This window comes from Marinobacter halodurans (assembly GCF_004327985.1).
GTDB classification, from domain to species: Bacteria; Pseudomonadota; Gammaproteobacteria; order Pseudomonadales; family Oleiphilaceae; genus Marinobacter_A; species Marinobacter_A halodurans.
In genome coordinates this window covers 117,772-137,531 of record NZ_SJDL01000004.1, presented here as the reverse complement: position 1 = coordinate 137,531, position 19,760 = coordinate 117,772, and the positions used below count along the sequence as shown (strand labels likewise).

Below are 19,760 nucleotides of genomic sequence, written 5' to 3'. Positions count from 1 at the left end.
GTTTATACCTCCGGACGGGGTTGGGAGACACCCGGAACACGGGCCCGGCCCTCGGCCACGTCGCTGCCACGGGTGGTCAGCGTCACGATCCAGCCCGCGCGCGGTTGTTGGCAGATGACCAGCCCCTGTTCTTCCAGCCAGGCCAGGTCGGTGTGCAGTTGGTCCTTACTGATCAGGTGGCCATAGCTGCCCCCCAGCTCATCGCTGAGGCTGTACTCATTGGTGGTGAATTGATTGCGGCGGGACAGGATCCGCAGAATACCCAGACGGCGACCCTCGGTCTGAAAGTCCTGGTAGCTCATTGGCCGTGGCCTCCTTTCTGGTTCAACAGGTACTGATTCACCATCGAGAGCTGGTGGGATAACGCCCGCATCTGCCCGGACACGCCGGACAGATCCTCGGCCACGTCGTTAAGGCGCTCGTAAACCCGGGATAAATCCTGATGCGTGGGCGCGCCCTCAAGCCGGCTTTCGAACACATCCTGCCGGCGCTCGGCGCGGGCAAGACGCTGCTCCAGGCGGTCGTTATCCTCTTCCATGTCTTGCCGCACCGCGTTGATGGCGCTGGCGTTCGCCTTGGATTTGTTGGTGATGTGGGTGTAGATGAACAGGGCCACCAGCCCTGCCAGTTGCACAAACCCCATCCAGAATTTGGCCGCTTCGTAATTCACTGGCAACAGATCCATTACCCCTCCCGGCGGTCGTGATCGGTCTGGCAGTCCACACAGCGCACGGCGTTCGGGTTGGCCGCAAGGCGAGCCTGGCTCAGGGCCTCGTCGCAGTCCCGGCAGAGGCGCTGGCCGTTGTATTCCAGGGGGGCTTCCAGGTGCACCTGGAGCGCCTGTTCGATGCCCGCACGCGTCAGACGTTCGGTGAGCGCCTGGGCTTCCTCAAAGCTGCGTTCATCCACTGCGTTTACCTCCAAGGTTATCGACCAGCTTCTCCATCAGGCCCCGCCCATCCTGTCCGGCAGTGACCCGCTTATCTTTGGAGCGCGAACTGATGTTGATACCCAGCACGGACAGCGCGATCCCCCACATGGTGACCATGGCCCCCATCAAGGCGGTTAGCCCGCCCAGGATTTTGTCGGCATGTTCTGGGTACACGAAGGCCGCACCGATGATCGCCGCTACTATGGCGAGGCTTTGCAGGGTCCAGGTGATGCAGGTGGCGTAGCCATAGGTCGGGCGCCAGCGGCGGACATACGCATCGTCCGCAGAGAACTCTGCCCTCATCGTCCGGTTGATCTCGGTCAGTCGGGTGGTTTCTGCTTCAATCACCATCCGTCGCAATTCCCGCTCGTGCTCCCGTTCAAGCGCTTTGAGTTTGACCAGCGCATCCGGGTCCGCCTGGATGGCAGAAGCCACGGCCTCGGGGTTGTCATCGGTGCCCAGGGCGCTGGCGATCAGCGTGCCCACGGCACCGCCGGCCGGCCCCAGGGCGCTGCCCAGCAACGGCGCGGCTTTGCCCACCACGTCCTTTACGTCGTCCCAGCTCCAGCTCATGTCAGGGCCACTCCGGTGTTTTGGTGCGGATATCCAGATGCCAGCGCTGCCTGGCCTCCAGGTCTTTCATCAGCATCTTGAAGGCCGCAAGGGAATTGAGCACCGCCCACTGGGGCGTGCCGTGGTTGTCCGGCAGGACGCCGGTGGACAGCCCGGGGGCCAGGCAGCCTTCCAGGTCGTCGATGGTGTTGGCGGGGTGAAACATGATGTAGGTGCGCCCGGGCACATCCTGCACTTCCCACCCATGCAGGTACTGGCCGCCGGTGGTGCGCTCCACCACGCCGGAACGGCGCAGGCCGAGGGTGTACACACCCTCGGGAATGCAACTGACGGAGGTGCGGTTATCCAGCCAGGGGCGCTCCAGCAGGTGATAACTCCGGTTGGGGGTCACCAGAGTGCCGAACACGCCACGGTCGGTGTAGGCGCGATACAGGAAAAGGGTGTCAGAATTTGAAGTAGTCATGGCCGCAGGGTAGCGGCGGGGGCCGGTATTGGCGGGCCTGATAGGGTTCAGGGGTAAACGGTAGAGGGGTAAAGCGGGAGCGGTTAAAGCTTAACCGGCTGCGGCCGGAATCACAAACGGAAGATCCGGGGCGGCCGGTACCGCCCCGGCTCGTGCTCAGGCGCAGCGACTCAGCAGTGGTTGCAACGTCGCGATCAGGCGGGCCTCCTGCTCGTCCAGGTAACCGAGCAGTTGGCACAGGTTGTCGCGATTGACCGCATGCAGGTCCGGTTCCGGTACCAGCAGTGCCGTGACCGCCTGGCGGCAGGCTGTCAGGCGCTCCAGTTCGAACCAGCATTCCCGTAGATCGTTTGGTGATGTCATTCGATTCTCCTCGTCAGTTCCATTCCCATGGTAACTGCTTCGGAGTGCCCGCAGCGGGGGTGGCCTCCATTCGCGGGCGGTTCGGGTCGATGAGGCTGAATGACCGTTTATGACTCGCTGAACAGATCCGTCTGTTGGCTGCTGGGCGCATCCTCGGCGAGGATCTCCCATACCCGCCGTTCTGTGAGCTGGTAGCGCAGGGCCAGCCGGCGCACGGACACACCGGCCTGGTGATGCTCTCTCATCTCGCGGTTGCGTGCGGCTTTGGTGGCGGCGCTCGCCGTCGGGACATCGACCCGTTCCAGGGCATAATGCCGTGACAGCGCCTGAGCCGCCTCGATGCCCAGCAGTTCTGCCAGGGGGTGCGCCGCATGCATTTTTGCGGGCACCGTCAGCCGGGTTCCGCCGTACACGCTCACCAGCTTTCGGGCCGGCTCAAGGCCGACCACGTCGATCAGGTCCTTCAGCGAAGCGGGCAGGTAGTCGGTGTCCCAGTCGCTCATCTCAGCCTCCGGTGTTCCGCTTGGTGTTGAACTGCTCAGGGTCCACGCCCAGCCGGCGCATCTGCGCCTCCCACTTGCGACGGGACTCCTCGGGCGTCTCTTCCAGGCCCTGTTTTTTCTCCCAGCTGGTGGGGCGGTTGCTGTCGGATTCCGCCCCCGGCTTGCGGGCTTCCGGCGCCACCGTGGCCAGCACCTGTTTCAGGTAGTTGTGGTTTTTCAGCGGCTTGGTTTCTCCCCGCTGGCGCTTTTCGTGCAGGCTGCGAACGGTGTCCTGCAGCCCAGCGATGAGGCTGTCTCGGTCCGCGATGGCCAGGGTGTCCTGCGCCAGCTTGAGGGCGCGGGCGTTGCTCAGGTCGGACTTGGCCGGACGGAACAGCGCCAGGTACTGCACCAGCGGCCGGGCCAGCGGGCGACCAAGCCCGGCCAGCAAGCCCAGCAACTCACTGCCGGCGTCGTCCTGAATAAGCGCGTCCAGGTGCAGGTGGCTGTGGCAGACGGGGCAACGGCCGAGCTTCATGGGGTGTCACCCTCCCGGTGCGCGTCCAGCCAGGCATCCGGCAGCATGTAGTGCGCGCAAAGGCGCCCCAGACACTTCCGGTTTCTGCGCCAGTTACGAGGCAGTTCCGGGTGCAGCCGGTCGATGTCATCCAGTGAGAGAGACCGAGCCCTCATGGCGACTTCCAGCGAGTCCAACAGCCGGCGCTTTTCCAGCTCGACGTCCAGCGCGGCAATCAGCGCCCGGAGGTGCTCTGGCTTTTTCAGCCAGGCCACCCGCTCGATGCCAGTCTGCTGCTTGGCGATGGCGTCGGCGTAGCTCCAGGGCGCTTTCATTTCGGCCAGCAGCGCCTCCACTTTCTCCAGCATGGGCTCGCGCCCCAGGTTGTGGGGCGTGCCTGGGTGCTGTGCCACCCGCTTGCGCGGCTGCTTGGCCCAGCCCACCCGGCGCAGGTGGTCCAGAACCTTGCGGCGGCCGCCGGCGTCCAGGTCCTTGGCGGAGGCCACCCCGGCCAACTCGCGCAGCATCAGCCGGTACCCGTCCTCGTCCAGGCCCAGGTCGCGGCGGGCGGCGTGGATGGCGGCCAGCTGCTTGCGGCGGCGGATCTCGGCGGTGGTGGTCATAGTGCAATCTCCATCTGTCCCTGGTGCCGGCGGGCTGCAGCGTTCACGCGGCGCATCGTTGCGTCGTGCCGGTTGTGGCATCTCTGGCACAGGGCGGCGAGGTTCAGAAGGCTGGCCGCCTCCGGGCGGTGATCAAAGACATGGGCCGCCGTCAGCACGACCTTGCTGCCGGTCACCGGGTGAGGCTGGCCATTCTCAGCCCCACACCATTCACAGCGATTCCTGGCCCGGTAGAAGCGGACAAAGCGGGACCGGGCCTTCCAGTCTGCCGGGTACCGCTCCTTCATTTCTGGTCGAATAGGCATCGGCTCTTTCCTCAATGCCAGGCGGCAATGCTGATCAGGACGGCGATCACCGCACCGAACGCGAAACACCAGGCCGCCTGTTTGCGCGCGAAATACTTGCCGGCGTTGAATCCCCGGGCGTAAGCCCTTTCTTCGGGCGTGCTGGCCAGGTGCACCCGCAGGTCGTCGATTAGGCGCTCCATGTCTGGCATCTCAGCAATCCTCAACTGGTATGTAAGAGGCCTTCAAACCCTCTACCTGGGCTATCATTTCCGGATCAACCTGGTCTTCCCTCATGCGTCGAAGAAGTTCGGTCTTGGCCTCTGAAAATCGAGGAGATGCGAACTCCCAGCCCTGCTCGCCGGCGCACCGGTCCGGGTAATCCCGGATAATCCATGCGTCGACATTGGCGGCCTTCATCTCTCCACGCAGGATGTCTGCGTCATCAAATCCGAATGCTTTCACGCTCTCGCTCCCCGGCGGCTGAGCTGCCGCTCACGCTTGGCTATCACGGAAGGCAGCTCGTTGTAGCAGGCCTTGCAGGGCTGCACCGGCTCGTCCTTGCTCAGGTAGAAAAACTCGCTGTCGTCCGGCCAGAAATCGCGGCACTTGTTGCACATGCGCTCGCGGCCCAGCTCGGTCTCGCGGAATTGCTGTTTCATACCCACCCCAACGCGGCGAGGGCGACTATGGTGACGGCGAAGAACATGGCGCAGCGGAACACTTGCTTCCGAGCCCAGGCTTTCCCGTCGACAAAGCCGAGGACGTAGGCCCTGTCCTCTGGCGTCTTCGCAAGTTCGAGCCTCAACTTGTCGGTCAGTTGTTCCAGGTCTTGCATGGTCGGATCTCCCTTACTGATTTCGCTCTGCGAATCTGGATGGTGACCAGTCGCAGACCTGGTCTTCTGGAATATGGCCGAACATGGCGCAACAGCGCCGGCAATGGACGCAGTCGGCGCATGTCTTTCCGGCCGGCAGATCCATGTCATCACCTTGTCTCGGCATTGGTTTGCGGTCACTCATCACTCTTTCCTTCGTTTGCTGACGCCTTTTCGGGGCCCTCTTCGTAGGCAATCGCGATCGAGACGCCCACCAACTTTGCCGCTTGGTTCGCACCCAGCATCCCCATGAATCCGAAAACCCAGGCGGCGGAAGCAATCAGCAGGAGCGGCTTCAAGTCTTTGTAGAATCTCTTCATTGGTGCCTATCTCCATCATTGGCTGCTCATCAGTACCAGGCCACCACGCCTGGCAGACGCCCCGGCTGGGGCGTTTCGCTCAGTGCTGTTCTGCCCGGCGTGGCACTCTTACCACTTCTTCGCGTTTCACCTCGTACCGCCGGCGGATTTCCTGTTTGAGCTTGTCCACTGCAAAGAGGGCAAGACCCTGGGTGATGGACAGGTGGTTAAGGTCCACGGGGCTGCCATCAAAATCCACGTGGATCTGCATACCGTCCTCGGTCTCAGTCAGTGTGACGGTGGTTTTGCGGCCGCTTTCACGTTGCTGCTCGCTCATAGGGAGTTCCTTTTATCGATCGCGTAACTGAGGGTTAAAGGGCTGCTACATCCAGTGGAATCTGGCGGTAAGGACCGTCCTGCCCCTGCCGCTCGTAGAAGCGCAGGTAGCTCTTGCTGCCAGTCACCTGAATGGAGTCCATGATGGCCTGCATAGCCTGCTGCCATTTGTCGTCCTTGATGTTCAGGCTGCGAAGGCCCAGCACCCGGGCTGTGCTGATCTTGCCCTCCTTGTCGGTCTGGAAGGCGTGCTCAACCAGGGCCTGGACCTCAGAGCTGCTGCCGGCCGTCCACTCGTGGATGCACTGGTCGATCAATTCCTTCGCCACCTGCAGGCGCTCATCGAACGCCAGGTGATCTGCCACGGCGCGCTTGATCTGGTGCTCGCCATCAAAGCTGCTGAGTGTGACGTTGCCTTTTTTGCCGCCGTAGGTGGTGTCGTACTCCCGGGCGCTCAGTTCCAGGAAGGCTTCCACTTCGCTCGCGATGTCAGCCTTCACCCGGCGCATTTCCTCCTGCAGGGCCTTGACCCTGCCGATAACGCCGGTGACCAGGTCATCCCTCAGCCGGTCGATATCTTTGATCTGTTCCACGGGCACCAGGTGGCCCTTGGCGTTACGGCGGAACTGGTCCGCGTTGTTGGCTTGCATGTTCATAGGGCTCTGCCTCATGTGGTTTGGGGTTTGGTGGGCTGGAGCGAGCGGTTGCGGCAGCTCGCAAGGCCCCGGCGTTTCGGGTGGCGCTTGTGGTGCAGCGGCTCGAACGGCCGCACGTTGTTACGGGGTAGGTCGTCCAGCTGCTGGGCGATTTCCTCGGCCTGCTCCTGGAGGACCTCCTCACGAATCAGGCGCACGCGCACCGTGGTCTGTTTGTGCGTCAGCGGAAACGGTGCTCCCAGCAGGTGTTCATACCGGGCCGGATCCGCCAGGTAGGCGTCCAGCTTGACGCCGTGTTTGTAGAGCATGTTGGCCGCGTAGATGTCGGCGTAGTGCTCCAGGTAAGGGGTTGGGTGCATAACCATGGCACTTTCCTCAGTTCAAACGAGCCGACTTGGCGGCTGATCGGAATTCGTTGGCAGTCCAGGCAGCTTCGTTGACGCTGAGCCGGACTAGTGCGGTTTCGGTTCCCTCGCGGACAAATCTCACGTCCAAAATCCCGTCGTCTTTCGGGTTCACGGAAAGCAACAACCCCTCACCGCGCTGACCGATGCAGGCGATGGCGACTCGCACTTCCGTGGGCAACGTCACCGTGAAGTCCTTGGCCTTCTGGACCTGAGCTGTGGACATGCACTGCAACAAGCCAGCAGAGATATGGAGCAGTTCACCTGTATCCAGTACGGCTTGATCGCTCCAGTTGCCAGGGCCCTTGCCCAGGTACAGGTGAGTCAGGTTATGGCTTGCCGAAACGAGGGCTACGTGATCGCCGCTGGTCAGCGCAATTAGCCGATAAATCATTACAAGTCCCCCCCAAGGTCTGCCCAGGCATCGCGGATAATCTGTAGGGTCAGGGGCTCGCCCACGTTGTTGGCAAAGAGGGTGGCAAGGCGCAGGGTCTGGCTCAGGCCCCGCAGCGCGCCGGGGCGTTTGCCGATGGCGAGGCAGAACTTCCGGCTGTCTTTATCGGTGATGCGCCAGGCGTCCAGGATCGCGTTGATGTCCGCGTCGGTGGGCTTGCTCAGGCGTACGCGCTTGGATACCCGGCTGAACAGCTGGGCAAAGCCGATGGCGCGGGTGCCGCCGGTGAGTTGGGCGTAGACAATTTCGTTCCCTGACAGGCAGATGCCCACGCCAGTGGCGTCGTGGATGGCGCGGATGGAGTCCAGAGCGCGGTGGCACAGGTGCTGCGCCTCATCGATTACGATAAGGCCACGGGTGCCCTGAACACGTTCGATGATGTTGCTTTCAATCACGTGCACCGCCCCAGTGGTGCGCAGGTTCAGCGATTGCGCAATCCGGGTGAGGATCGGCCCCGGCCGGGCGACTGTCGGTGTGGCTGTCACCAGCCAGACGTTGGGAGCCTGCTTCTGGTAGGTTCGAATCGCGGTCGTTTTGCCGATGCCGGCACCGCCATAGACAACGCTGATAGACCCAGCCATCTGGGCAAAGCTGAGTGCAGACATCACGGACGTCGCGCTGGGGGTCCTTACCCAGTCGGTATCGGCCGGCAGCTTTCCGTCCAGCTCCGCTTCAGAGTCGCGGGAGTCCAGCCAGCGCTGAACCGCCTGCTCAATCTTGCCGTTATCGCCGGTGTAAGTGCCCTTTAACCACTGGTTGAGCCGGGCGGCGTTCACGCTGGTGAGCTTGGAGACCGCCGCCTGGGTCAGGTTTTCTTCAGAAATCACTGCCTCTACCTGGGCGACCAGGGCTTCGTTGCGCCGTGCTTTCATGGTTTTTCGCTGCTCTCTTGTCATGTGCTATCCTTATCTCGCTTTGAGTAGTGATTGGCCCAAGGGCCTTTCGGGGCCCGGGAGTTGCACCTCCCGGGCTTTTTCATGCCTCCCCTTTGAACTTCTTCAGATGTCTCTCCATCGCGTCGTTAAACCCGTATTTGTCCGCCGGTGACTGGTAGGGCTGATCCACGATATCGCTGCCCGCGACCGCCTTCTGAACCCGTCCAAAATCACCCCGGCGGACGTTGCTCTCGTCTTCTGGTACCGACTCTTCCGGCTCCGGCAGATACTCCGTGGCTTCCAGCACGCTCATGCGTTTCTCGGCTTGGGCTGCCAGCTTGCTGGCCTTGCTACGGCGTTTGTTCTCGCGGTTCCATTCGCGCCCGGCGCTGGTGTCACCGAAGCCAGCGGCGTGCAGACACTCCGCCTCGCCCAGGTAGCGGCCGTCGTTCCGGTACAGGTGCACCGCGTTGTGGAGGTTGTCAGGGTCGAACCGGACTACCACGCGCTCGCCGGCGTGATCGGTGAGGAAGTCCGCGCCATAGCGGTTCTTGCCGTTGGGGCCATTGCCGATGCTGAGCGCCACCGTGGCGTCCCGCTGAACCAGGACCGATTCGGCCTGCATGAGCCAGAGTCGGCGCTGGGCAGCGGTGGCGCGCCGGATGTTCTCGGCATTGCGCTGGTAGCTTTCCTGGAAGGCTTGTTTGAAGGAGTGCACCCCGGCGCAGATCTCCGTGCGGCGCTTCTCTTTTTCGTTCCACCGGGTGATGGCCTGGCGTAGCGTCTTCACGAAGACATCCCAATCCACGGCCTTCTCGCCGTAGTTGTCCGGTTTCGCAGTGACATTCGGGCCGGTATAGGCGCCCTCGAACTTGGGGTGCTTGTCGACGTAATCACCCAGGCCACCGACACCGAAGGCACGTTCCACTGGCTTGGCCTGGCCCCAGCCTTTGCCGGCCACGACAGTCGTCCAGTGCACCTTGATGCCGAGCTGTGGCAGCAGGCCCAGCGGATCCGTTTCCTTGACCTTGAAGCGATACCGGTTGCTGACACCGCCCGTTAGCCACTTGTTGGCGGCGGCCCGGGTGTTGTCGATGGTGACGTGCTCGGGGATCCCGTACTGCTCGATGACATCGCCCAGGGCGAGGCGAATCATGTCGGTGTTCTCGCTCTGGTCGGTGCGGAAGCCAACAATCCGCCGGCTGTAGATGTCCTGCCAGAACCAGGTCTTTGGCCGGCCAATCTCACCGTTTGGCATGCGCACGAACACGTTGTGCTGGTAGCCGTCGCCGTTGATCCAGAACAGCGCGTGAATGTCCCGAACCGTCCGTTTCATGGACGGGTAAAGCCGCAGCAGGGCGTTCTCGCCCTCCCGCTCCAGCACCCGGATGTGGCGGGGGATGTCCTTCACCCGGCGGTTAATGGTGCGCAGTGGTGGCCAATCCCAGCCCTCAGCCTTGGCGGCCTGTGCTGTCAGCTCGTAGCAGTGAGCCACGGTGCGCTGTTCCGGCGCGAGGTACAGGGCCTTGAAGTGATCCCAGGCCCGTTCATCGCAGGCGGCTCGGGGCCTGCCTGGTTTGTAGGACGGTGCCAGTGCAGGCAGCCGATCTTCGCGTTCCACGGAGTTCGCGATCTGCAGCCAGCGATACAGCGTGGCCCGGGACTCCTGGTAGGTGACCATCGCTTGATGGATCGCCTGGGTTTTGCTGGCGCCGTTGTCCTGCAGTCGCTCAATGGACTCGATAACCACGAGGCGGTGTTTGGCCACTTCCTTCACGGTGTTGGGCGCCGCCTCGTAAAGGTCCCAGAGTTCCTCGCGGCCAGTCGTTTTGGCCGGCTTTTCTGCCTTGATTTTGGTCGAAGTCTTGGCGCTGTATCCGAACTTCTTGAGAGCGGCCGCCTGGGTTTCGAGAGGCAGAGAAGAGAACGCATATTCCCGGCCACCGCCTTGTGCCCGACGCTGGCGACTTTCCCAGCCGTCCCGCTTGGCCCGACGAACGACTGCGCTGTGAGTGCCCGGCATTCCGCTCAGCCCGGCCAGCTCCTTCGCCGTAAACCAGTCCTGGTTCATTCATCACCTCCGTCAAACAGCGCCAGATCAGGGCTCTCACTCTTCGTCACGTTCTGCCGATGCCCCGCCAGGGCACACATGGCATCCGTAACTGAAGCGATCACCGCAGCTGCTTCTGCGTCGTCCCGGTAAAAGCGGCGCAGTTGCCCGAACGACTCGTTCAGCAACGCTTGCAAATCGAGCAGATCATCCTGGGATACCGGGCGGCCGCGGGGGATATCGATCAGCAGCTTCTGGGCGCTGGAGCCGATGTATTCGGTGATGAACGTGCAGTCGCAGGCCAGCTCAAACGGCGCGATCCGGTTGGTGGGCATAGAGCCGGCGCTCATCCACTTGTAGATCACCCACTCGCTGATCCCGTTCAGCTCAGCAACGCGGGCCACACTGCGGTGGTGTTTGTGCATCGCGTAATCCAGGCACAGCCGAATGGCTTCCTGCATGCTGTTGGGATACACCTTCTTCCAACGGCGACGGGTCATTGGTACCTCCTCTTATTCCACCGGTGCCAAACAAACTGTGGGGCTGTATCTAGGCGGCCGCTCTCAGCGGGCCTACGTTGAAAGCAACACAGCCACGGAGCCGGCCTCATGCAGCCTTCCTCTGAACGTCACCCCGGTGCCCTTTGCGGGCCTGAATGCTATCCTTGCCCTGGTAACGACTTGGCCAGATTTCGGCCGGGTCAATGCCGATGGCGTCAGCAATGTAACGCTCGCCTTTCGGCCAGGGTCTGCGGAGGGCGGTCTGAAGGGTGTTGCGGTGTCCATAGCCGTGGTACCGCGACAGGCTACTCAGGTTCCAGCCGGCCTTTTCCAGCGCCGACTTGATGTCGCCGCGATGCCAGTCCTCAAGGCTGGCTTTTTTTAGACCTTTGCGTTCCGTCATGTAGTAACGATTCCTAGTGCGTTTGTTTTCCTACATGTCGGCATTATTTGCCACGAACGTGGATGTGTCAACCACGTTATTGGAGGTCAATGTTATTCGGACCTGTCAAAACGTGGATATTATTTATTAAATGTAGTTTATTCAATTACTTAGGTGGAACTATGACGCGTCAAACTTCGCACGATAAGGATGTCAATGTTCAGCCAGATAAGGTTGACGCGTTTGGGGAGCGGGTTGAGGTCGCCATAGAAAGGGCTGGAGGCACCACGAAAATGGCAAGAATGGCCGGGGTGTCCACTTCTGTGCTCAGCAAATGGAGAAGGGGTGAGTCAGATCCGTCTCGTTCTCGGCTCGTGAAGATGGCTCGCGCTGCAAGCGTCTCTATCGAATGGTTGGCGACAGGGGAGGGAAGCCTGGACCACGTTGCAGGGGTGCAGCCACAGCGCGCAGCTGGGCCGCAGGAGATGGATCTGGAGCTGCTGGAGAATGTGGCGCGGGCGGCGTTCCAGGAGCTAGAGCGCCGCGATATCAATCTGGCCCCGGACGGCCTAGCGCGCCTGGTACGCGTACTTTACCGCCACTTCGCCAGCAAGGGCGATCAGCCAGACCACGATACCGTTAGTAATATCATAGATTTAGCTGCCTATCGCTAGCGGCAGCGTGCATGGAGGTTTCATGACAGACGAGGTAACCCGGGAGATCAAAGACATTCTTGAGCAGGGGCAGCCCAAGCGAAGCGGCTGGGGCGGTTGCATTAACATAAACGGCGACAACAACACCGTCATCATTGGAAACCATCCGGGGCGGCCACAGGAAGACCAGAACGATGATGACGACAGCGCTGGCCTCAGTAAGCCCCATCGCTCAATGCGCGCCGAACTTGACCATCTGCGTATCCAGTTTCGACGGATTGCCAGGCTGCTCACTCGGCTTCTTTTAAAGCCAGGTTTGAAAGATATTAAAGGCCGGTATGACTGCTCGGCTCCATGTCTCAGATCATATGACGCAGCGGCACCGGAAAGCCCGTATGTCTCAAACCACACGCTTCGCGCCAGGTGTTCTCAACATCTGCTCGAAACCCGCGCCATTCCTAGCTTCATCCCTTTTTATTTCTCCAAATCCCATATAGTCTCGGTTGTCTCAGACTTAATGGCTGCACACAGTCGACATGTCGCCCGACTGATTAATTTCCGGGCAAACAGCAAGTTGGCGGTTGCCAATCAGTATTCACTGAAAAAATATCCGGAATACACAATATAAATTTTAATGATGGATAAGACGTTCGTAGAATGGCTTCCATCGTCGGCTGGCAGCGGGTTCCTGCCGCCGGACGTTTGGCTCATCAACTGATAACAGGATCGACCATGTCACAGTACAATCAAGACATCGAGGCCATTAAAGCCCTGAAAGAGAAGATGAAGGGCTGGGAAGGTATCAACCCGGAACACGCTGCCCGCATGCGCGCGCAGAACAAGTTCAAGACCGGTCTGGACATCGCCAAGTACACCGCGAAGATCATGCGTGAAGACATGGCGAACTACGACGCGGATACCGCCCAGTACACCCAGTCCCTGGGCTGCTGGCACGGCTTCATCGGTCAGCAGAAGCTGATCTCCATCAAGAAGCACTTTGGTTCCACCAAGCGTCGTTACCTGTACCTGTCCGGCTGGATGGTTGCGGCCCTGCGTTCCGAGTTCGGTCCGCTGCCTGACCAGTCCATGCACGAGAAGACCTCCGTTGCTGCGCTGATCGAAGAGCTGTACACCTTCCTGCGTCAGGCGGATGCCTGGGAACTGAACCACCTGTTCCGTGACCTGGAAGAAGCCAAGAAAGCCGGCGACAGCGCCAAAGAGCAAGAGCTGCTGAACAAGATCGAAAACCACGAAACCCACGTGGTGCCGATCATTGCCGACATCGACGCCGGTTTCGGTAACGCCGAGGCGACTTACCTGCTGGCCAAGAAGATGATCGAAGCCGGTGCCTGCTGCATCCAGATCGAGAACCAGGTATCCGACGAGAAGCAGTGTGGTCACCAGGACGGCAAGGTAACCGTTCCGCACGCTGACTTCCTGTCCAAGATCAACGCGGTTCGTCTGGCGTTCCTGGAACTGGGTATCGACGACGGTGTCATCGTGGCGCGTACCGACTCCCTGGGCGCTGGCCTGACCCAGAAGATCGCCGTGACCAACGAGCCGGGCGATCTGGGCGACCAGTACAACAGCTTCATCGATGGCGACGTCATCGAGAAAGCCGAAGACATCAACAACGGCGACGTGGTGATCAAGCAGAACGGTCAACTGGTCAAGCCGAAGCGTCTGGCGTCTGGCCTGTTCCAGTTCAAGCCGGGCACTGGCGAAGACCGCGTTGTCCTGGACTGCATCACCAGCCTGCAGAACGGCGCTGACCTGCTGTGGATCGAAACCGAGAAGCCGCACGTTGGCCAGATCGCTGCCATGGTTAACCGCATCCGTGAAGTGGTGCCCGATGCCAAGCTGGTTTACAACAACAGCCCGTCCTTCAACTGGACCCTGAACTTCCGTCAGCAGGTCTTCGACGCGTGGAAAGAAGAAGGCAAGGACGTGTCTGCTTACGAGCGTGGCGACCTGATGAACGCCGAGTACGACGACACCGAGCTGGGCAAACTGGCTGACGAGTGGACCGCTGACTTCCAGCGCAAGGCGTCTGCCGAAGCGGGCATCTTCCACCACCTGATCACGCTGCCGACCTACCACACCGCGGCCCTGTCCACCGACAACCTGGCCAAGGGTTACTTCGGTGACGAAGGCATGCTGGCCTACGTCGGTGGTGTCCAGCGCAAGGAAATCCGTCAGGGCATCGCCACGGTCAAGCACCAGGATATGGCCGGCTCCAACATCGGTGATGACCACAAGGAGTTCTTCGCCGGTGACGCCGCCCTGAAGGCTGGCGGTAAAGACAACACCATGAACCAGTTCGGTTAATCCGACGGTCTGGGTTGTTATCGGTCCGGGACACCCCCGTCCGTTCCGGACCGATACCCGAAAGCCCCGCCATCCGGCGGGGCTTTTTTACGTCTGCAGCCAGTGGTATCGCCGTCAGTTGCACATACACCCCGTTGCCTTCCTATCTGATTGAATTGTCGAGTCAATTTCCGGACTGTCCCACCAGCAGCGCCTTTGGTCTGTCTCAGAGGTGAAACAGTCTTACGGGATGCGCCCGAACGCGACTTCCGGGGCCGTTTGAAATCCCTTTATGAATGAAGGTGTTAGACGGATAAGGATGCGATTGGCACGGGAATCGCTCCAACCCCATTCGCGGATCATGCGTCCTTGACCCGCCGTCGTCGAACGGACACGGCTCCGACGTGGATCCAAGAAAAACCAATACTATAGAAGGAATGGGATCATGAGAGCACAGAAAAGCTTGCTAGCGATGGCTATTGCGATGAGTCTCGGCCTGTCCGGCGTTGCTCTGGCTGACCAGGGGGGAGATGGCGACCCGAATACCAATGCGGATGATACGTCGACTGCAAACAACGGCTATTCCGGTAACACCGATTCCGGCAACGACAACAGCACCGATGTGGCTGTGGACGTGGCTGACAGCGCCAATAATAGTTCCACCAACGACTCGGGCAACGACAACAGCACGAACGTTGCGGACAGTGCCAACGACAGCTCCAACAACAGCACCAACGTGGCTGACAGTGGCAACGACAACTCCGCGAATGACGCCAGTACCAATGTCGATGTGGCTGACAGTGGCAACGACAACTCCGCGAATGACGCCAGTACCAATGTCGATGTGGCTGACAGTGGTAACGACAGCTCCAACAACAGTACCAACGTGGCTGACAGTGGCAACGACAACTCCGCAAATGACGCCAGTACCAACGTCGATGTGGCTGACAGTGGCAATGACAGCTCAACCAACAATTCGGGCAATGACAACAGCACGAATGTTGCGGACAGTGCCAACGACAGCTCGGACAACAGCACCAATGTGGCCGACAGTGGCAACGACAATTCCGCCAACGACGCCAGCACCAATGTGGCGGATAGCGGAAACGACAATTCCACCAACGATTCCGGCAACACCGCGAACACCGACAACAGCATCACCGATGCCTACAAGATCGCCAACAGCGGCAACGACAATTCCGACAACTCGGATAACAGTGACAACTCAGACAACAGCACCAACTCGCTGAATCTGAGTGTGTTCCTGAACAACGCTGACCTGAACGGCAGCGTGTCCGGAGTCACCACCACCTATGGCAGTGCCGACAAGAAAGGCGCATACACCTGGGTCAACCACTCCAACGAGATCTCTGGTGGGTCGGCCAACTTCACCGGTGTTGGTGCCTTTGCCCAGAACGCCGGCAACGCCAGCGTGACTCAGGCCAATGTGAGTGTGCAGTCCAACCTGACTTCAGGTCAGTGATCGGCTCGGATCACGCCCCAGCTGCGGGCGTGATCCTTTTTTCCAGGAGGTGCAGCCATGGTTGAAAGACGGCGTAATACCCGGCACGCACTCTGGATAGTTCTGCCATTGTTGAGTTCGCTGGCCGCTGCCGATGACGCACTGTTCACCGGTGAAGCGCTCAGCGCGGACCAACTCCAGGAGGCGAATGGCCGTCAGGGCATCCCCTTCCAGTGGCAGGTGAACGACACCGACCAGAATGCGATCGTCGCCGACAACGTGCTCAACGGTACGGTTATCACGGGTGACAACGTCATTTCGGATCATGCCTTTGACAACATGAATGGTGTCGCGACGGTGATCCAGAACACCGGTAACCACGTGGTGATTCAGGACAGCACGCAGATCAATGTCCTGATCAACCACTAGAGGAGAAGCGCCATGGGGAACAGGGCTGCCGCACTTGTGTGGGCCGGGCTGGTCGCTGTCAGTCCCCTGGCGTTGGCAGGGACCGTCCGGTTGCCCGGACTGGGCGGCGATATGCCCGTCAAAGTCATGAGTTTTCAGGAGCGTCGCTTCCTGACCGTCGTGCAGCAGCAGTATGACTTCAGCTGCGGCTCGGCGGCCCTGGCGTCGCTGCTGACCTATCATTACGGCCACCCGGTGAGTGAACAGACCGTGTTTCGTTCGATGATCGCGGTGGCCGATGAGGAGAAGGTCCGACAACAGGGCTTCTCCATGCTCGACATGAAGCATTACCTGGAGGGCCAGGGATTCCAGGCGGACGGCTTCCGCATGGGCCTGGCGGATATCCGGGACAAGGTGAGGATTCCCCTGATCGTCCTGCTGGACATGAATGGCTTCCGCCACTTCGTCATCGTCAAGGGGATCACCGAGAAGGAAGTCCTGGTGGGCGATCCGGCCCGCGGGCTCAAGGTCTTCACCCATCAGGATTTCGAGTCACGTTGGGATGGGGTGGCGTTTGTGATTCGCAGCCACCTCGGTGATGGACGGGCGCACTTCAACCGGGATGTGGAGTGGCGACAGGTGGCCCGTGCCCCGATCAGCAACAACAATGCACCGGGCGACTCGGCCCTCGCGGCACCGACGTTGTTTGCGCCGCTCGGTGTGGAATGGTGACACTTATGGAAACCCACAAAGAATACGGACAACCGCTACGCCGCAGAACGCTCGTCCTGGCGCTGCTGGTGGCGGGTCTCGCCGGAGCCGGACCGGTCGGTGCGGCCACCGAATGGGGATTGTCGACCCTGGACGATCCGATTCTGGATCAGCAACGGGGTGGCTTCCGCATTGGCAACCTGGAGATCAGCATCGGGCTGGAGCAGGTGGTGGCCATCGACGGCCAGATCGAAGTGATCAACCGGCTGCTGATTCCCAACCTGAATCAGGCCGTCGGCAGTGGCGCCGTGGCGCACCAGATTGAGCAGGTGCAGATCTCCCGTCCGGCCGCGTCTCCGGCATCCGGCAGTAGCGGCAGTGGTGTGGGCGGCAGCTCGGGCCAGTCCACTCCGGTGGCCTCATCATCGCCCGCCCAAGGCACGACCATCAGCTCGCCGATGATCAGCACCGGCGCCAATGCCACCACGATCGTGGCCAGCGAGTTGCGCAGTGGCGCCTGGGCGACCCGCATCCAGAATGACGTCAACGAACGGGTTATCCAGAACATCCGCTCGCTGAATATTCAGCTCAACAATGTCGGTCTGCCCAGTTACCTCCCTGACAACTTCCTGCAAACCCCGGCTCGTTGAGCCGGGGCGCACCTTCAGAAGGCGATCGGCAACTTGAGGGTGAGCTCCGTCGTGGGGGCGTTTTCGGTGACGCCGATGCTGACGGACAGACTCATGCTGGTATCCGGGGTCAGCTGCTGGGACAGCCCGAACGACAGCGAGCCCACCTGGATGCGGTCGAACTGCGCGTTGTTCAGGTCGTTGTCGAATTCGACGTCGGTCTTGGGAATCACGGAATGGTCGTAGCCGAGACTGAACGACGTGCGCTCGTTGAAGGCAAACCCCATCCCGAACCCGAAGCGGATGATATCGCCGGGATCAATGGTGCCGCCATTCTCGAAGCCCTCGTCTTCCTCGATGGTGTAGGTGTAGCTGAGGTTGCCGAACAGCACCGCCGGATCGGAGGGGTAAATGAAGGAGAGGCCCGGTTCCACACCCCAGAAACCGGAGCCGGTGGGGCGCTCGGTAAAGGCCACGCCAATCGGGTTGCCCTGGCTGTCTTCCAGCACACGCCGGTCCACGTCGTAGGGCCCCTCCCCGGTCGGGGCCTTCACCCGGAAGGTGCCGATGATGTAGGGCCAGCCCTCGACGCCGTCGTTGAACTGATAGCGGAGCGTGGCCTCAATGTCCCCCAGACCCTGGCCGGACGATTCGGTCAGGCGGTCCACCGGTGTGCCCTGAAACGCCTCGCGCTCGCGCAAATCTTCGTGGATATCCAGGTAGGGAACCCGGATCGTGGTTTCCAGACGGCTGGTAATGCCGTATTTCAGGGTCAGCGCGCCGACAAAGATATCGCGCTGCACTTCGGAGACATTGATCAGCCCGACCAGCAGCGCCGGAATGACCGTGTACCCCTCGATCGCCACCAGCGTCGAGTTGCTGTTGGCGTAGGAAAACGCCGGTTCGATGACGAACTTGCCGGGGCGCGTCACGATTCCCCGATCGGTGGTGATCGACGCGATTTCGCTGGCCTTTTCGTTGATACGTTGGGCCTCCTCGTCGGCGGTTGACGTTTGGGCGAGGGCGGGTTGCAGGAGCAGACTGCTGCCAAGGACAGCGGGAACCAGGGCATAGCGGATCATGACAATCCTCCTTTGCGGGCGGCTGGCGGCCGGCCGTGAGCCGACGGGGCCGGGCCGGTATCGTGCTTTGCCATCAGGCGATAGAGCGACAGGCGCGAAATCTGCAGCATGCGCGCCGCCGCGGAAATGTTGTTGTTGGCCAGGTTGAGGCAGTGGGTAATGGCTTCCCGCTCGGCGCGGGCGCGAAACCGGGCCAGGGAAAGCTGGGCAGGGGCGCTGGCTTCCGGTGCGCCGCTATCCAGGCCCAGGTCGGCGGGGGTGATGGTGTCCGACTCGCTCAGCAGGATGGCCCGCTGCAGGCGGTTTTGCAGCTCACGCAGGTTGCCCGGCCATGGGTGTGCGAGCAGGCTGGCCATGGCGGCCTCGGACAGGCGCCGACGATGGTGACGACCATGCCGAGCCGCGGCGCGCAGGATCGAACCGGCCAGTTCGGGCAGGTCTTCCAGGCGCTCGCGCAGCGGCGGCAGGGCGATCTGTAGGTTGCCCAGGCGATAGAAGATATCGGCGCGGAAGCGTTCCTGCGCCACCAGCGGTTCCAGCGGCTGGGAGCTGGTGGCGATGACGCGGGCATGGACCCGGCGCTGTCGCTGGCAGCCGAGACGCTCCACCAGGCCCTCCTGGAGAAACCGCAACAGGGCGGATTGCTGCTCCAGCTGCAGCTCGTCGATGTCCCGCAGGATCAGGGTCCCGCCATCGGCCTGTTCGATACGACCGGCGCGCGCGGTCAGGGCGTGGGTGAAGGCACCTTTCTCATACCCGAACAGTTCGCTCTGGGTCAGGTTGACCGGCAGCGCCGCGCAATTGACGGTGACAAACGGGCCCTGCTGCACGGCTGAATGCTCGTGGATAAACCGGCATGCCGCGTTCTTGCCGGTCCCGCTCTCACCGGTAATCAGGACCGGCTCGGCGGTCTGGGCCAGGCGCCGGAGCAGGGCCCGGGTCTGCTGGATGGCGGGCGAGCGGCCGGCCAGGGCGTGCAGCTGGAATGGCTGGCGCACCCGCCCCTGCAGCTGGTTCAGCAGTTCCGCCATGCCCCACAGGTGGCCCAGGGTATTGTCCAGTCGCAGCATGTCGTAGGGCAGGGTGTGGTAGTCGGTGCAGTGGGCGGCCACCATCTCGCTGAGCGGGCTGTCCGCCGCGGGTTGTTCCGCCAGCAGGCCAACCCACTGGGTCGGGCTCAGCGCTTCGATCCAGCTCTCCAGGTGCGGCTGCTGGTCGGGCTTGAAGCCGGTCAGATCGATGACGCCCACCCGTACTTTGGGCAGCGCGGTGGTCCGGCGCCGCGCCGGCACGGACAGATCCGCCGGGTAGAGCGCCCAGTGGCGGGCCAGTTCGCCACAGGAATCCGGTATCGCTCCTCCGGGCGCCAGCCAGATGAGCGTCTTGTTGTTGTTCATGGCCTAGTGCCTCTGTTTAAGGTTCCGTCGTCTGTTCTTGCG

The 19,760-nt window shown here is 61.4% G+C and carries 32 protein-coding genes and 1 other RNA gene; 7 read left to right on the top strand and 26 right to left on the bottom strand.

The annotated features are described in order from the left end of the window. Positions 1-2 precede the first annotated feature (2 nt). From EZI54_RS03940 to EZI54_RS03830, 24 genes are all read right to left on the bottom strand, one after another. Positions 3-302: a VpaChn25_0724 family phage protein gene (locus tag EZI54_RS03940; RefSeq protein WP_131479264.1), complete on the bottom strand. Its 300-nt coding sequence runs from the start codon at positions 300-302 to the stop codon at positions 3-5. After that, positions 299-685 carry a DUF2730 family protein gene (locus EZI54_RS03935; RefSeq protein ID WP_131479262.1) on the bottom strand — a complete coding sequence of 129 codons (387 nt, stop codon included), beginning with the start codon at positions 683-685 and terminating at the stop codon, positions 299-301. Before EZI54_RS03935 ends, EZI54_RS03940 begins: the two co-directional genes overlap by 4 nt. Continuing rightward, a complete protein-coding gene (locus EZI54_RS03930; RefSeq protein ID WP_165495674.1) occupies positions 685-909 on the bottom strand; it encodes a TraR/DksA C4-type zinc finger protein in 225 nt (74 codons plus the stop codon). Before EZI54_RS03930 ends, EZI54_RS03935 begins: the two co-directional genes overlap by 1 nt. Beyond that, on the bottom strand, positions 902-1,504 hold the full coding sequence (locus tag EZI54_RS03925; protein ID WP_131479258.1) for a 3TM-type holin: 603 nt from the start codon (positions 1,502-1,504) through the stop codon (positions 902-904). The genes EZI54_RS03930 and EZI54_RS03925 overlap by 8 nt, the downstream gene beginning before the upstream one ends. Position 1,505: 1 nt before the next feature. Beyond that, on the bottom strand, positions 1,506-1,967 hold the full coding sequence (locus tag EZI54_RS03920) for a DUF5675 family protein (RefSeq protein ID WP_131479256.1): 462 nt from the start codon (positions 1,965-1,967) through the stop codon (positions 1,506-1,508). A 156-nt stretch (positions 1,968-2,123) separates the two neighbouring features. Next, positions 2,124-2,330, bottom strand: a complete 207-nt coding sequence (locus EZI54_RS03915) for a hypothetical protein (protein ID WP_131479254.1) — start codon at positions 2,328-2,330, stop codon at positions 2,124-2,126. Positions 2,331-2,437: 107 nt separating this feature from the next. Further along, complete coding sequence (locus EZI54_RS03910; RefSeq protein WP_131479252.1) at positions 2,438-2,833, bottom strand: Mor transcription activator family protein; 396 nt, start codon at positions 2,831-2,833, stop codon at positions 2,438-2,440. A gap of 1 nt (position 2,834) precedes the next feature. Beyond that, positions 2,835-3,350 carry a hypothetical protein gene (locus EZI54_RS03905; protein ID WP_131479250.1) on the bottom strand — a complete coding sequence of 172 codons (516 nt, stop codon included), beginning with the start codon at positions 3,348-3,350 and terminating at the stop codon, positions 2,835-2,837. Continuing rightward, positions 3,347-3,952 (bottom strand): gp16 family protein, encoded by a 606-nt coding sequence (locus EZI54_RS03900; RefSeq protein ID WP_165495673.1) that lies wholly within the window; start codon positions 3,950-3,952, stop codon positions 3,347-3,349. The genes EZI54_RS03905 and EZI54_RS03900 overlap by 4 nt, the downstream gene beginning before the upstream one ends. Further along, on the bottom strand, positions 3,949-4,257 hold the full coding sequence (locus tag EZI54_RS03895) for a hypothetical protein (RefSeq protein WP_131479246.1): 309 nt from the start codon (positions 4,255-4,257) through the stop codon (positions 3,949-3,951). The genes EZI54_RS03900 and EZI54_RS03895 overlap by 4 nt, the downstream gene beginning before the upstream one ends. Before the next feature lie 11 nt (positions 4,258-4,268). Further along, positions 4,269-4,439, bottom strand: coding sequence for a hypothetical protein (locus tag EZI54_RS24360; protein ID WP_165495672.1), 171 nt, complete (start codon positions 4,437-4,439; stop codon positions 4,269-4,271). Between the two features lie 10 nt (positions 4,440-4,449). Beyond that, positions 4,450-4,701, bottom strand: a complete 252-nt coding sequence (locus EZI54_RS03890) for a hypothetical protein (protein ID WP_131479244.1) — start codon at positions 4,699-4,701, stop codon at positions 4,450-4,452. Further along, positions 4,698-4,898 (bottom strand): hypothetical protein, encoded by a 201-nt coding sequence (locus EZI54_RS03885; protein ID WP_131479242.1) that lies wholly within the window; start codon positions 4,896-4,898, stop codon positions 4,698-4,700. The genes EZI54_RS03890 and EZI54_RS03885 overlap by 4 nt, the downstream gene beginning before the upstream one ends. Continuing rightward, on the bottom strand, positions 4,895-5,074 hold the full coding sequence (locus EZI54_RS03880; protein ID WP_131479240.1) for a hypothetical protein: 180 nt from the start codon (positions 5,072-5,074) through the stop codon (positions 4,895-4,897). Before EZI54_RS03880 ends, EZI54_RS03885 begins: the two co-directional genes overlap by 4 nt. A 176-nt stretch (positions 5,075-5,250) precedes the next feature. Then, a complete protein-coding gene (locus EZI54_RS03875) occupies positions 5,251-5,433 on the bottom strand; it encodes a hypothetical protein (RefSeq protein ID WP_131479238.1) in 183 nt (60 codons plus the stop codon). 16 nt (positions 5,434-5,449) lie between these two features. Further along, positions 5,450-5,514: hammerhead ribozyme type II (locus tag EZI54_RS03870), an RNA gene on the bottom strand. Next, complete coding sequence (locus EZI54_RS03865) at positions 5,513-5,749, bottom strand: hypothetical protein (RefSeq protein ID WP_131479236.1); 237 nt, start codon at positions 5,747-5,749, stop codon at positions 5,513-5,515. Before EZI54_RS03865 ends, EZI54_RS03870 begins: the two co-directional genes overlap by 2 nt. Positions 5,750-5,783: 34 nt before the next feature. Then, positions 5,784-6,404 carry a DUF3164 family protein gene (locus EZI54_RS03860; RefSeq protein WP_131479234.1) on the bottom strand — a complete coding sequence of 207 codons (621 nt, stop codon included), beginning with the start codon at positions 6,402-6,404 and terminating at the stop codon, positions 5,784-5,786. Positions 6,405-6,415: 11 nt separating this feature from the next. Further along, on the bottom strand, positions 6,416-6,769 hold the full coding sequence (locus EZI54_RS03855; RefSeq protein WP_131479232.1) for a hypothetical protein: 354 nt from the start codon (positions 6,767-6,769) through the stop codon (positions 6,416-6,418). A 10-nt stretch (positions 6,770-6,779) separates the two neighbouring features. Continuing rightward, the gene (locus EZI54_RS03850; protein WP_131479230.1) at positions 6,780-7,202 is read right to left on the bottom strand and encodes a hypothetical protein; all 423 of its coding nucleotides are present in this window, start codon (positions 7,200-7,202) and stop codon (positions 6,780-6,782) included. Continuing rightward, positions 7,202-8,158 carry an AAA family ATPase gene (locus EZI54_RS03845; protein WP_131479229.1) on the bottom strand — a complete coding sequence of 319 codons (957 nt, stop codon included), beginning with the start codon at positions 8,156-8,158 and terminating at the stop codon, positions 7,202-7,204. The genes EZI54_RS03850 and EZI54_RS03845 overlap by 1 nt, the downstream gene beginning before the upstream one ends. Before the next feature lie 79 nt (positions 8,159-8,237). Further along, positions 8,238-10,208 carry a transposase domain-containing protein gene (locus tag EZI54_RS03840; protein WP_131479227.1) on the bottom strand — a complete coding sequence of 657 codons (1,971 nt, stop codon included), beginning with the start codon at positions 10,206-10,208 and terminating at the stop codon, positions 8,238-8,240. Next, complete coding sequence (locus EZI54_RS03835) at positions 10,205-10,687, bottom strand: hypothetical protein (RefSeq protein WP_131479225.1); 483 nt, start codon at positions 10,685-10,687, stop codon at positions 10,205-10,207. The genes EZI54_RS03840 and EZI54_RS03835 overlap by 4 nt, the downstream gene beginning before the upstream one ends. Before the next feature lie 106 nt (positions 10,688-10,793). After that, positions 10,794-11,090 (bottom strand): helix-turn-helix domain-containing protein, encoded by a 297-nt coding sequence (locus tag EZI54_RS03830; protein WP_131479223.1) that lies wholly within the window; start codon positions 11,088-11,090, stop codon positions 10,794-10,796. Positions 11,091-11,251: 161 nt separating this feature from the next. Between EZI54_RS03830 and EZI54_RS03825 the strand changes: the two genes are divergently transcribed. From EZI54_RS03825 to EZI54_RS03795, 7 genes are all read left to right on the top strand, one after another. Next, on the top strand, positions 11,252-11,743 hold the full coding sequence (locus EZI54_RS03825) for a helix-turn-helix domain-containing protein (RefSeq protein WP_165495671.1): 492 nt from the start codon (positions 11,252-11,254) through the stop codon (positions 11,741-11,743). A 22-nt stretch (positions 11,744-11,765) separates the two neighbouring features. Beyond that, positions 11,766-12,350, top strand: coding sequence for a hypothetical protein (locus EZI54_RS03820; protein ID WP_131479219.1), 585 nt, complete (start codon positions 11,766-11,768; stop codon positions 12,348-12,350). A gap of 104 nt (positions 12,351-12,454) precedes the next feature. Beyond that, positions 12,455-14,050 carry an isocitrate lyase gene (locus tag EZI54_RS03815; protein WP_131479218.1) on the top strand — a complete coding sequence of 532 codons (1,596 nt, stop codon included), beginning with the start codon at positions 12,455-12,457 and terminating at the stop codon, positions 14,048-14,050. Positions 14,051-14,474: 424 nt separating this feature from the next. Continuing rightward, positions 14,475-15,512, top strand: a complete 1,038-nt coding sequence (locus EZI54_RS03810) for a beta strand repeat-containing protein (protein WP_131479217.1) — start codon at positions 14,475-14,477, stop codon at positions 15,510-15,512. A gap of 57 nt (positions 15,513-15,569) precedes the next feature. Beyond that, positions 15,570-15,920 (top strand): hypothetical protein, encoded by a 351-nt coding sequence (locus tag EZI54_RS03805; protein ID WP_123636477.1) that lies wholly within the window; start codon positions 15,570-15,572, stop codon positions 15,918-15,920. A gap of 12 nt (positions 15,921-15,932) precedes the next feature. Continuing rightward, positions 15,933-16,631, top strand: a complete 699-nt coding sequence (locus EZI54_RS03800; protein ID WP_123636476.1) for a C39 family peptidase — start codon at positions 15,933-15,935, stop codon at positions 16,629-16,631. Positions 16,632-16,636: 5 nt separating this feature from the next. After that, the gene (locus EZI54_RS03795; RefSeq protein ID WP_131479216.1) at positions 16,637-17,260 is read left to right on the top strand and encodes a hypothetical protein; all 624 of its coding nucleotides are present in this window, start codon (positions 16,637-16,639) and stop codon (positions 17,258-17,260) included. Positions 17,261-17,274: 14 nt separating this feature from the next. On the opposite strand, the gene EZI54_RS03790 is transcribed toward EZI54_RS03795, so the two are convergent. After that, the gene (locus tag EZI54_RS03790; RefSeq protein WP_131479214.1) at positions 17,275-18,321 is read right to left on the bottom strand and encodes a transporter; all 1,047 of its coding nucleotides are present in this window, start codon (positions 18,319-18,321) and stop codon (positions 17,275-17,277) included. Beyond that, positions 18,318-19,718, bottom strand: a complete 1,401-nt coding sequence (locus tag EZI54_RS03785; protein ID WP_131479212.1) for a sigma 54-interacting transcriptional regulator — start codon at positions 19,716-19,718, stop codon at positions 18,318-18,320. Before EZI54_RS03785 ends, EZI54_RS03790 begins: the two co-directional genes overlap by 4 nt. Positions 19,719-19,760: the final 42 nt, after the last annotated feature.

What these genes read in the sequence shown, in the direction of transcription:
- EZI54_RS24360 (WP_165495672.1), bottom strand. Translation starts at nt 4,439, where the DNA reads ATGGAGCGCCTAATCGACGACCTGCGGGTGCACCTGGCCAGCACGCCC.
- EZI54_RS03920 (WP_131479256.1), bottom strand. Translation starts at nt 1,967, where the DNA reads ATGACTACTTCAAATTCTGACACCCTTTTCCTGTATCGCGCCTACACC.
- EZI54_RS03885 (WP_131479242.1), bottom strand. Translation starts at nt 4,898, where the DNA reads ATGAAACAGCAATTCCGCGAGACCGAGCTGGGCCGCGAGCGCATGTGC.
- EZI54_RS03940 (WP_131479264.1), bottom strand. Translation starts at nt 302, where the DNA reads ATGAGCTACCAGGACTTTCAGACCGAGGGTCGCCGTCTGGGTATTCTG.
- EZI54_RS03850 (WP_131479230.1), bottom strand. Translation starts at nt 7,202, where the DNA reads ATGATTTATCGGCTAATTGCGCTGACCAGCGGCGATCACGTAGCCCTC.
- EZI54_RS03805 (WP_123636477.1), top strand. Translation starts at nt 15,570, where the DNA reads ATGGTTGAAAGACGGCGTAATACCCGGCACGCACTCTGGATAGTTCTG.
- EZI54_RS03935 (WP_131479262.1), bottom strand. Translation starts at nt 685, where the DNA reads ATGGATCTGTTGCCAGTGAATTACGAAGCGGCCAAATTCTGGATGGGG.
- EZI54_RS03800 (WP_123636476.1), top strand. Translation starts at nt 15,933, where the DNA reads ATGGGGAACAGGGCTGCCGCACTTGTGTGGGCCGGGCTGGTCGCTGTC.
- EZI54_RS03875 (WP_131479238.1), bottom strand. Translation starts at nt 5,433, where the DNA reads ATGAAGAGATTCTACAAAGACTTGAAGCCGCTCCTGCTGATTGCTTCC.
- EZI54_RS03865 (WP_131479236.1), bottom strand. Translation starts at nt 5,749, where the DNA reads ATGAGCGAGCAGCAACGTGAAAGCGGCCGCAAAACCACCGTCACACTG.
- EZI54_RS03835 (WP_131479225.1), bottom strand. Translation starts at nt 10,687, where the DNA reads ATGACCCGTCGCCGTTGGAAGAAGGTGTATCCCAACAGCATGCAGGAA.
- EZI54_RS03905 (WP_131479250.1), bottom strand. Translation starts at nt 3,350, where the DNA reads ATGAAGCTCGGCCGTTGCCCCGTCTGCCACAGCCACCTGCACCTGGAC.
- EZI54_RS03825 (WP_165495671.1), top strand. Translation starts at nt 11,252, where the DNA reads ATGACGCGTCAAACTTCGCACGATAAGGATGTCAATGTTCAGCCAGAT.
- EZI54_RS03915 (WP_131479254.1), bottom strand. Translation starts at nt 2,330, where the DNA reads ATGACATCACCAAACGATCTACGGGAATGCTGGTTCGAACTGGAGCGC.
- EZI54_RS03895 (WP_131479246.1), bottom strand. Translation starts at nt 4,257, where the DNA reads ATGCCTATTCGACCAGAAATGAAGGAGCGGTACCCGGCAGACTGGAAG.
- EZI54_RS03860 (WP_131479234.1), bottom strand. Translation starts at nt 6,404, where the DNA reads ATGAACATGCAAGCCAACAACGCGGACCAGTTCCGCCGTAACGCCAAG.
- EZI54_RS03785 (WP_131479212.1), bottom strand. Translation starts at nt 19,718, where the DNA reads ATGAACAACAACAAGACGCTCATCTGGCTGGCGCCCGGAGGAGCGATA.
- EZI54_RS03795 (WP_131479216.1), top strand. Translation starts at nt 16,637, where the DNA reads ATGGAAACCCACAAAGAATACGGACAACCGCTACGCCGCAGAACGCTC.
- EZI54_RS03910 (WP_131479252.1), bottom strand. Translation starts at nt 2,833, where the DNA reads ATGAGCGACTGGGACACCGACTACCTGCCCGCTTCGCTGAAGGACCTG.
- EZI54_RS03790 (WP_131479214.1), bottom strand. Translation starts at nt 18,321, where the DNA reads ATGATCCGCTATGCCCTGGTTCCCGCTGTCCTTGGCAGCAGTCTGCTC.
- EZI54_RS03810 (WP_131479217.1), top strand. Translation starts at nt 14,475, where the DNA reads ATGAGAGCACAGAAAAGCTTGCTAGCGATGGCTATTGCGATGAGTCTC.
- EZI54_RS03900 (WP_165495673.1), bottom strand. Translation starts at nt 3,952, where the DNA reads ATGACCACCACCGCCGAGATCCGCCGCCGCAAGCAGCTGGCCGCCATC.
- EZI54_RS03830 (WP_131479223.1), bottom strand. Translation starts at nt 11,090, where the DNA reads ATGACGGAACGCAAAGGTCTAAAAAAAGCCAGCCTTGAGGACTGGCAT.
- EZI54_RS03840 (WP_131479227.1), bottom strand. Translation starts at nt 10,208, where the DNA reads ATGAACCAGGACTGGTTTACGGCGAAGGAGCTGGCCGGGCTGAGCGGA.
- EZI54_RS03855 (WP_131479232.1), bottom strand. Translation starts at nt 6,769, where the DNA reads ATGGTTATGCACCCAACCCCTTACCTGGAGCACTACGCCGACATCTAC.
- EZI54_RS03815 (WP_131479218.1), top strand. Translation starts at nt 12,455, where the DNA reads ATGTCACAGTACAATCAAGACATCGAGGCCATTAAAGCCCTGAAAGAG.
- EZI54_RS03820 (WP_131479219.1), top strand. Translation starts at nt 11,766, where the DNA reads ATGACAGACGAGGTAACCCGGGAGATCAAAGACATTCTTGAGCAGGGG.
- EZI54_RS03845 (WP_131479229.1), bottom strand. Translation starts at nt 8,158, where the DNA reads ATGACAAGAGAGCAGCGAAAAACCATGAAAGCACGGCGCAACGAAGCC.
- EZI54_RS03925 (WP_131479258.1), bottom strand. Translation starts at nt 1,504, where the DNA reads ATGAGCTGGAGCTGGGACGACGTAAAGGACGTGGTGGGCAAAGCCGCG.
- EZI54_RS03880 (WP_131479240.1), bottom strand. Translation starts at nt 5,074, where the DNA reads ATGCAAGACCTGGAACAACTGACCGACAAGTTGAGGCTCGAACTTGCG.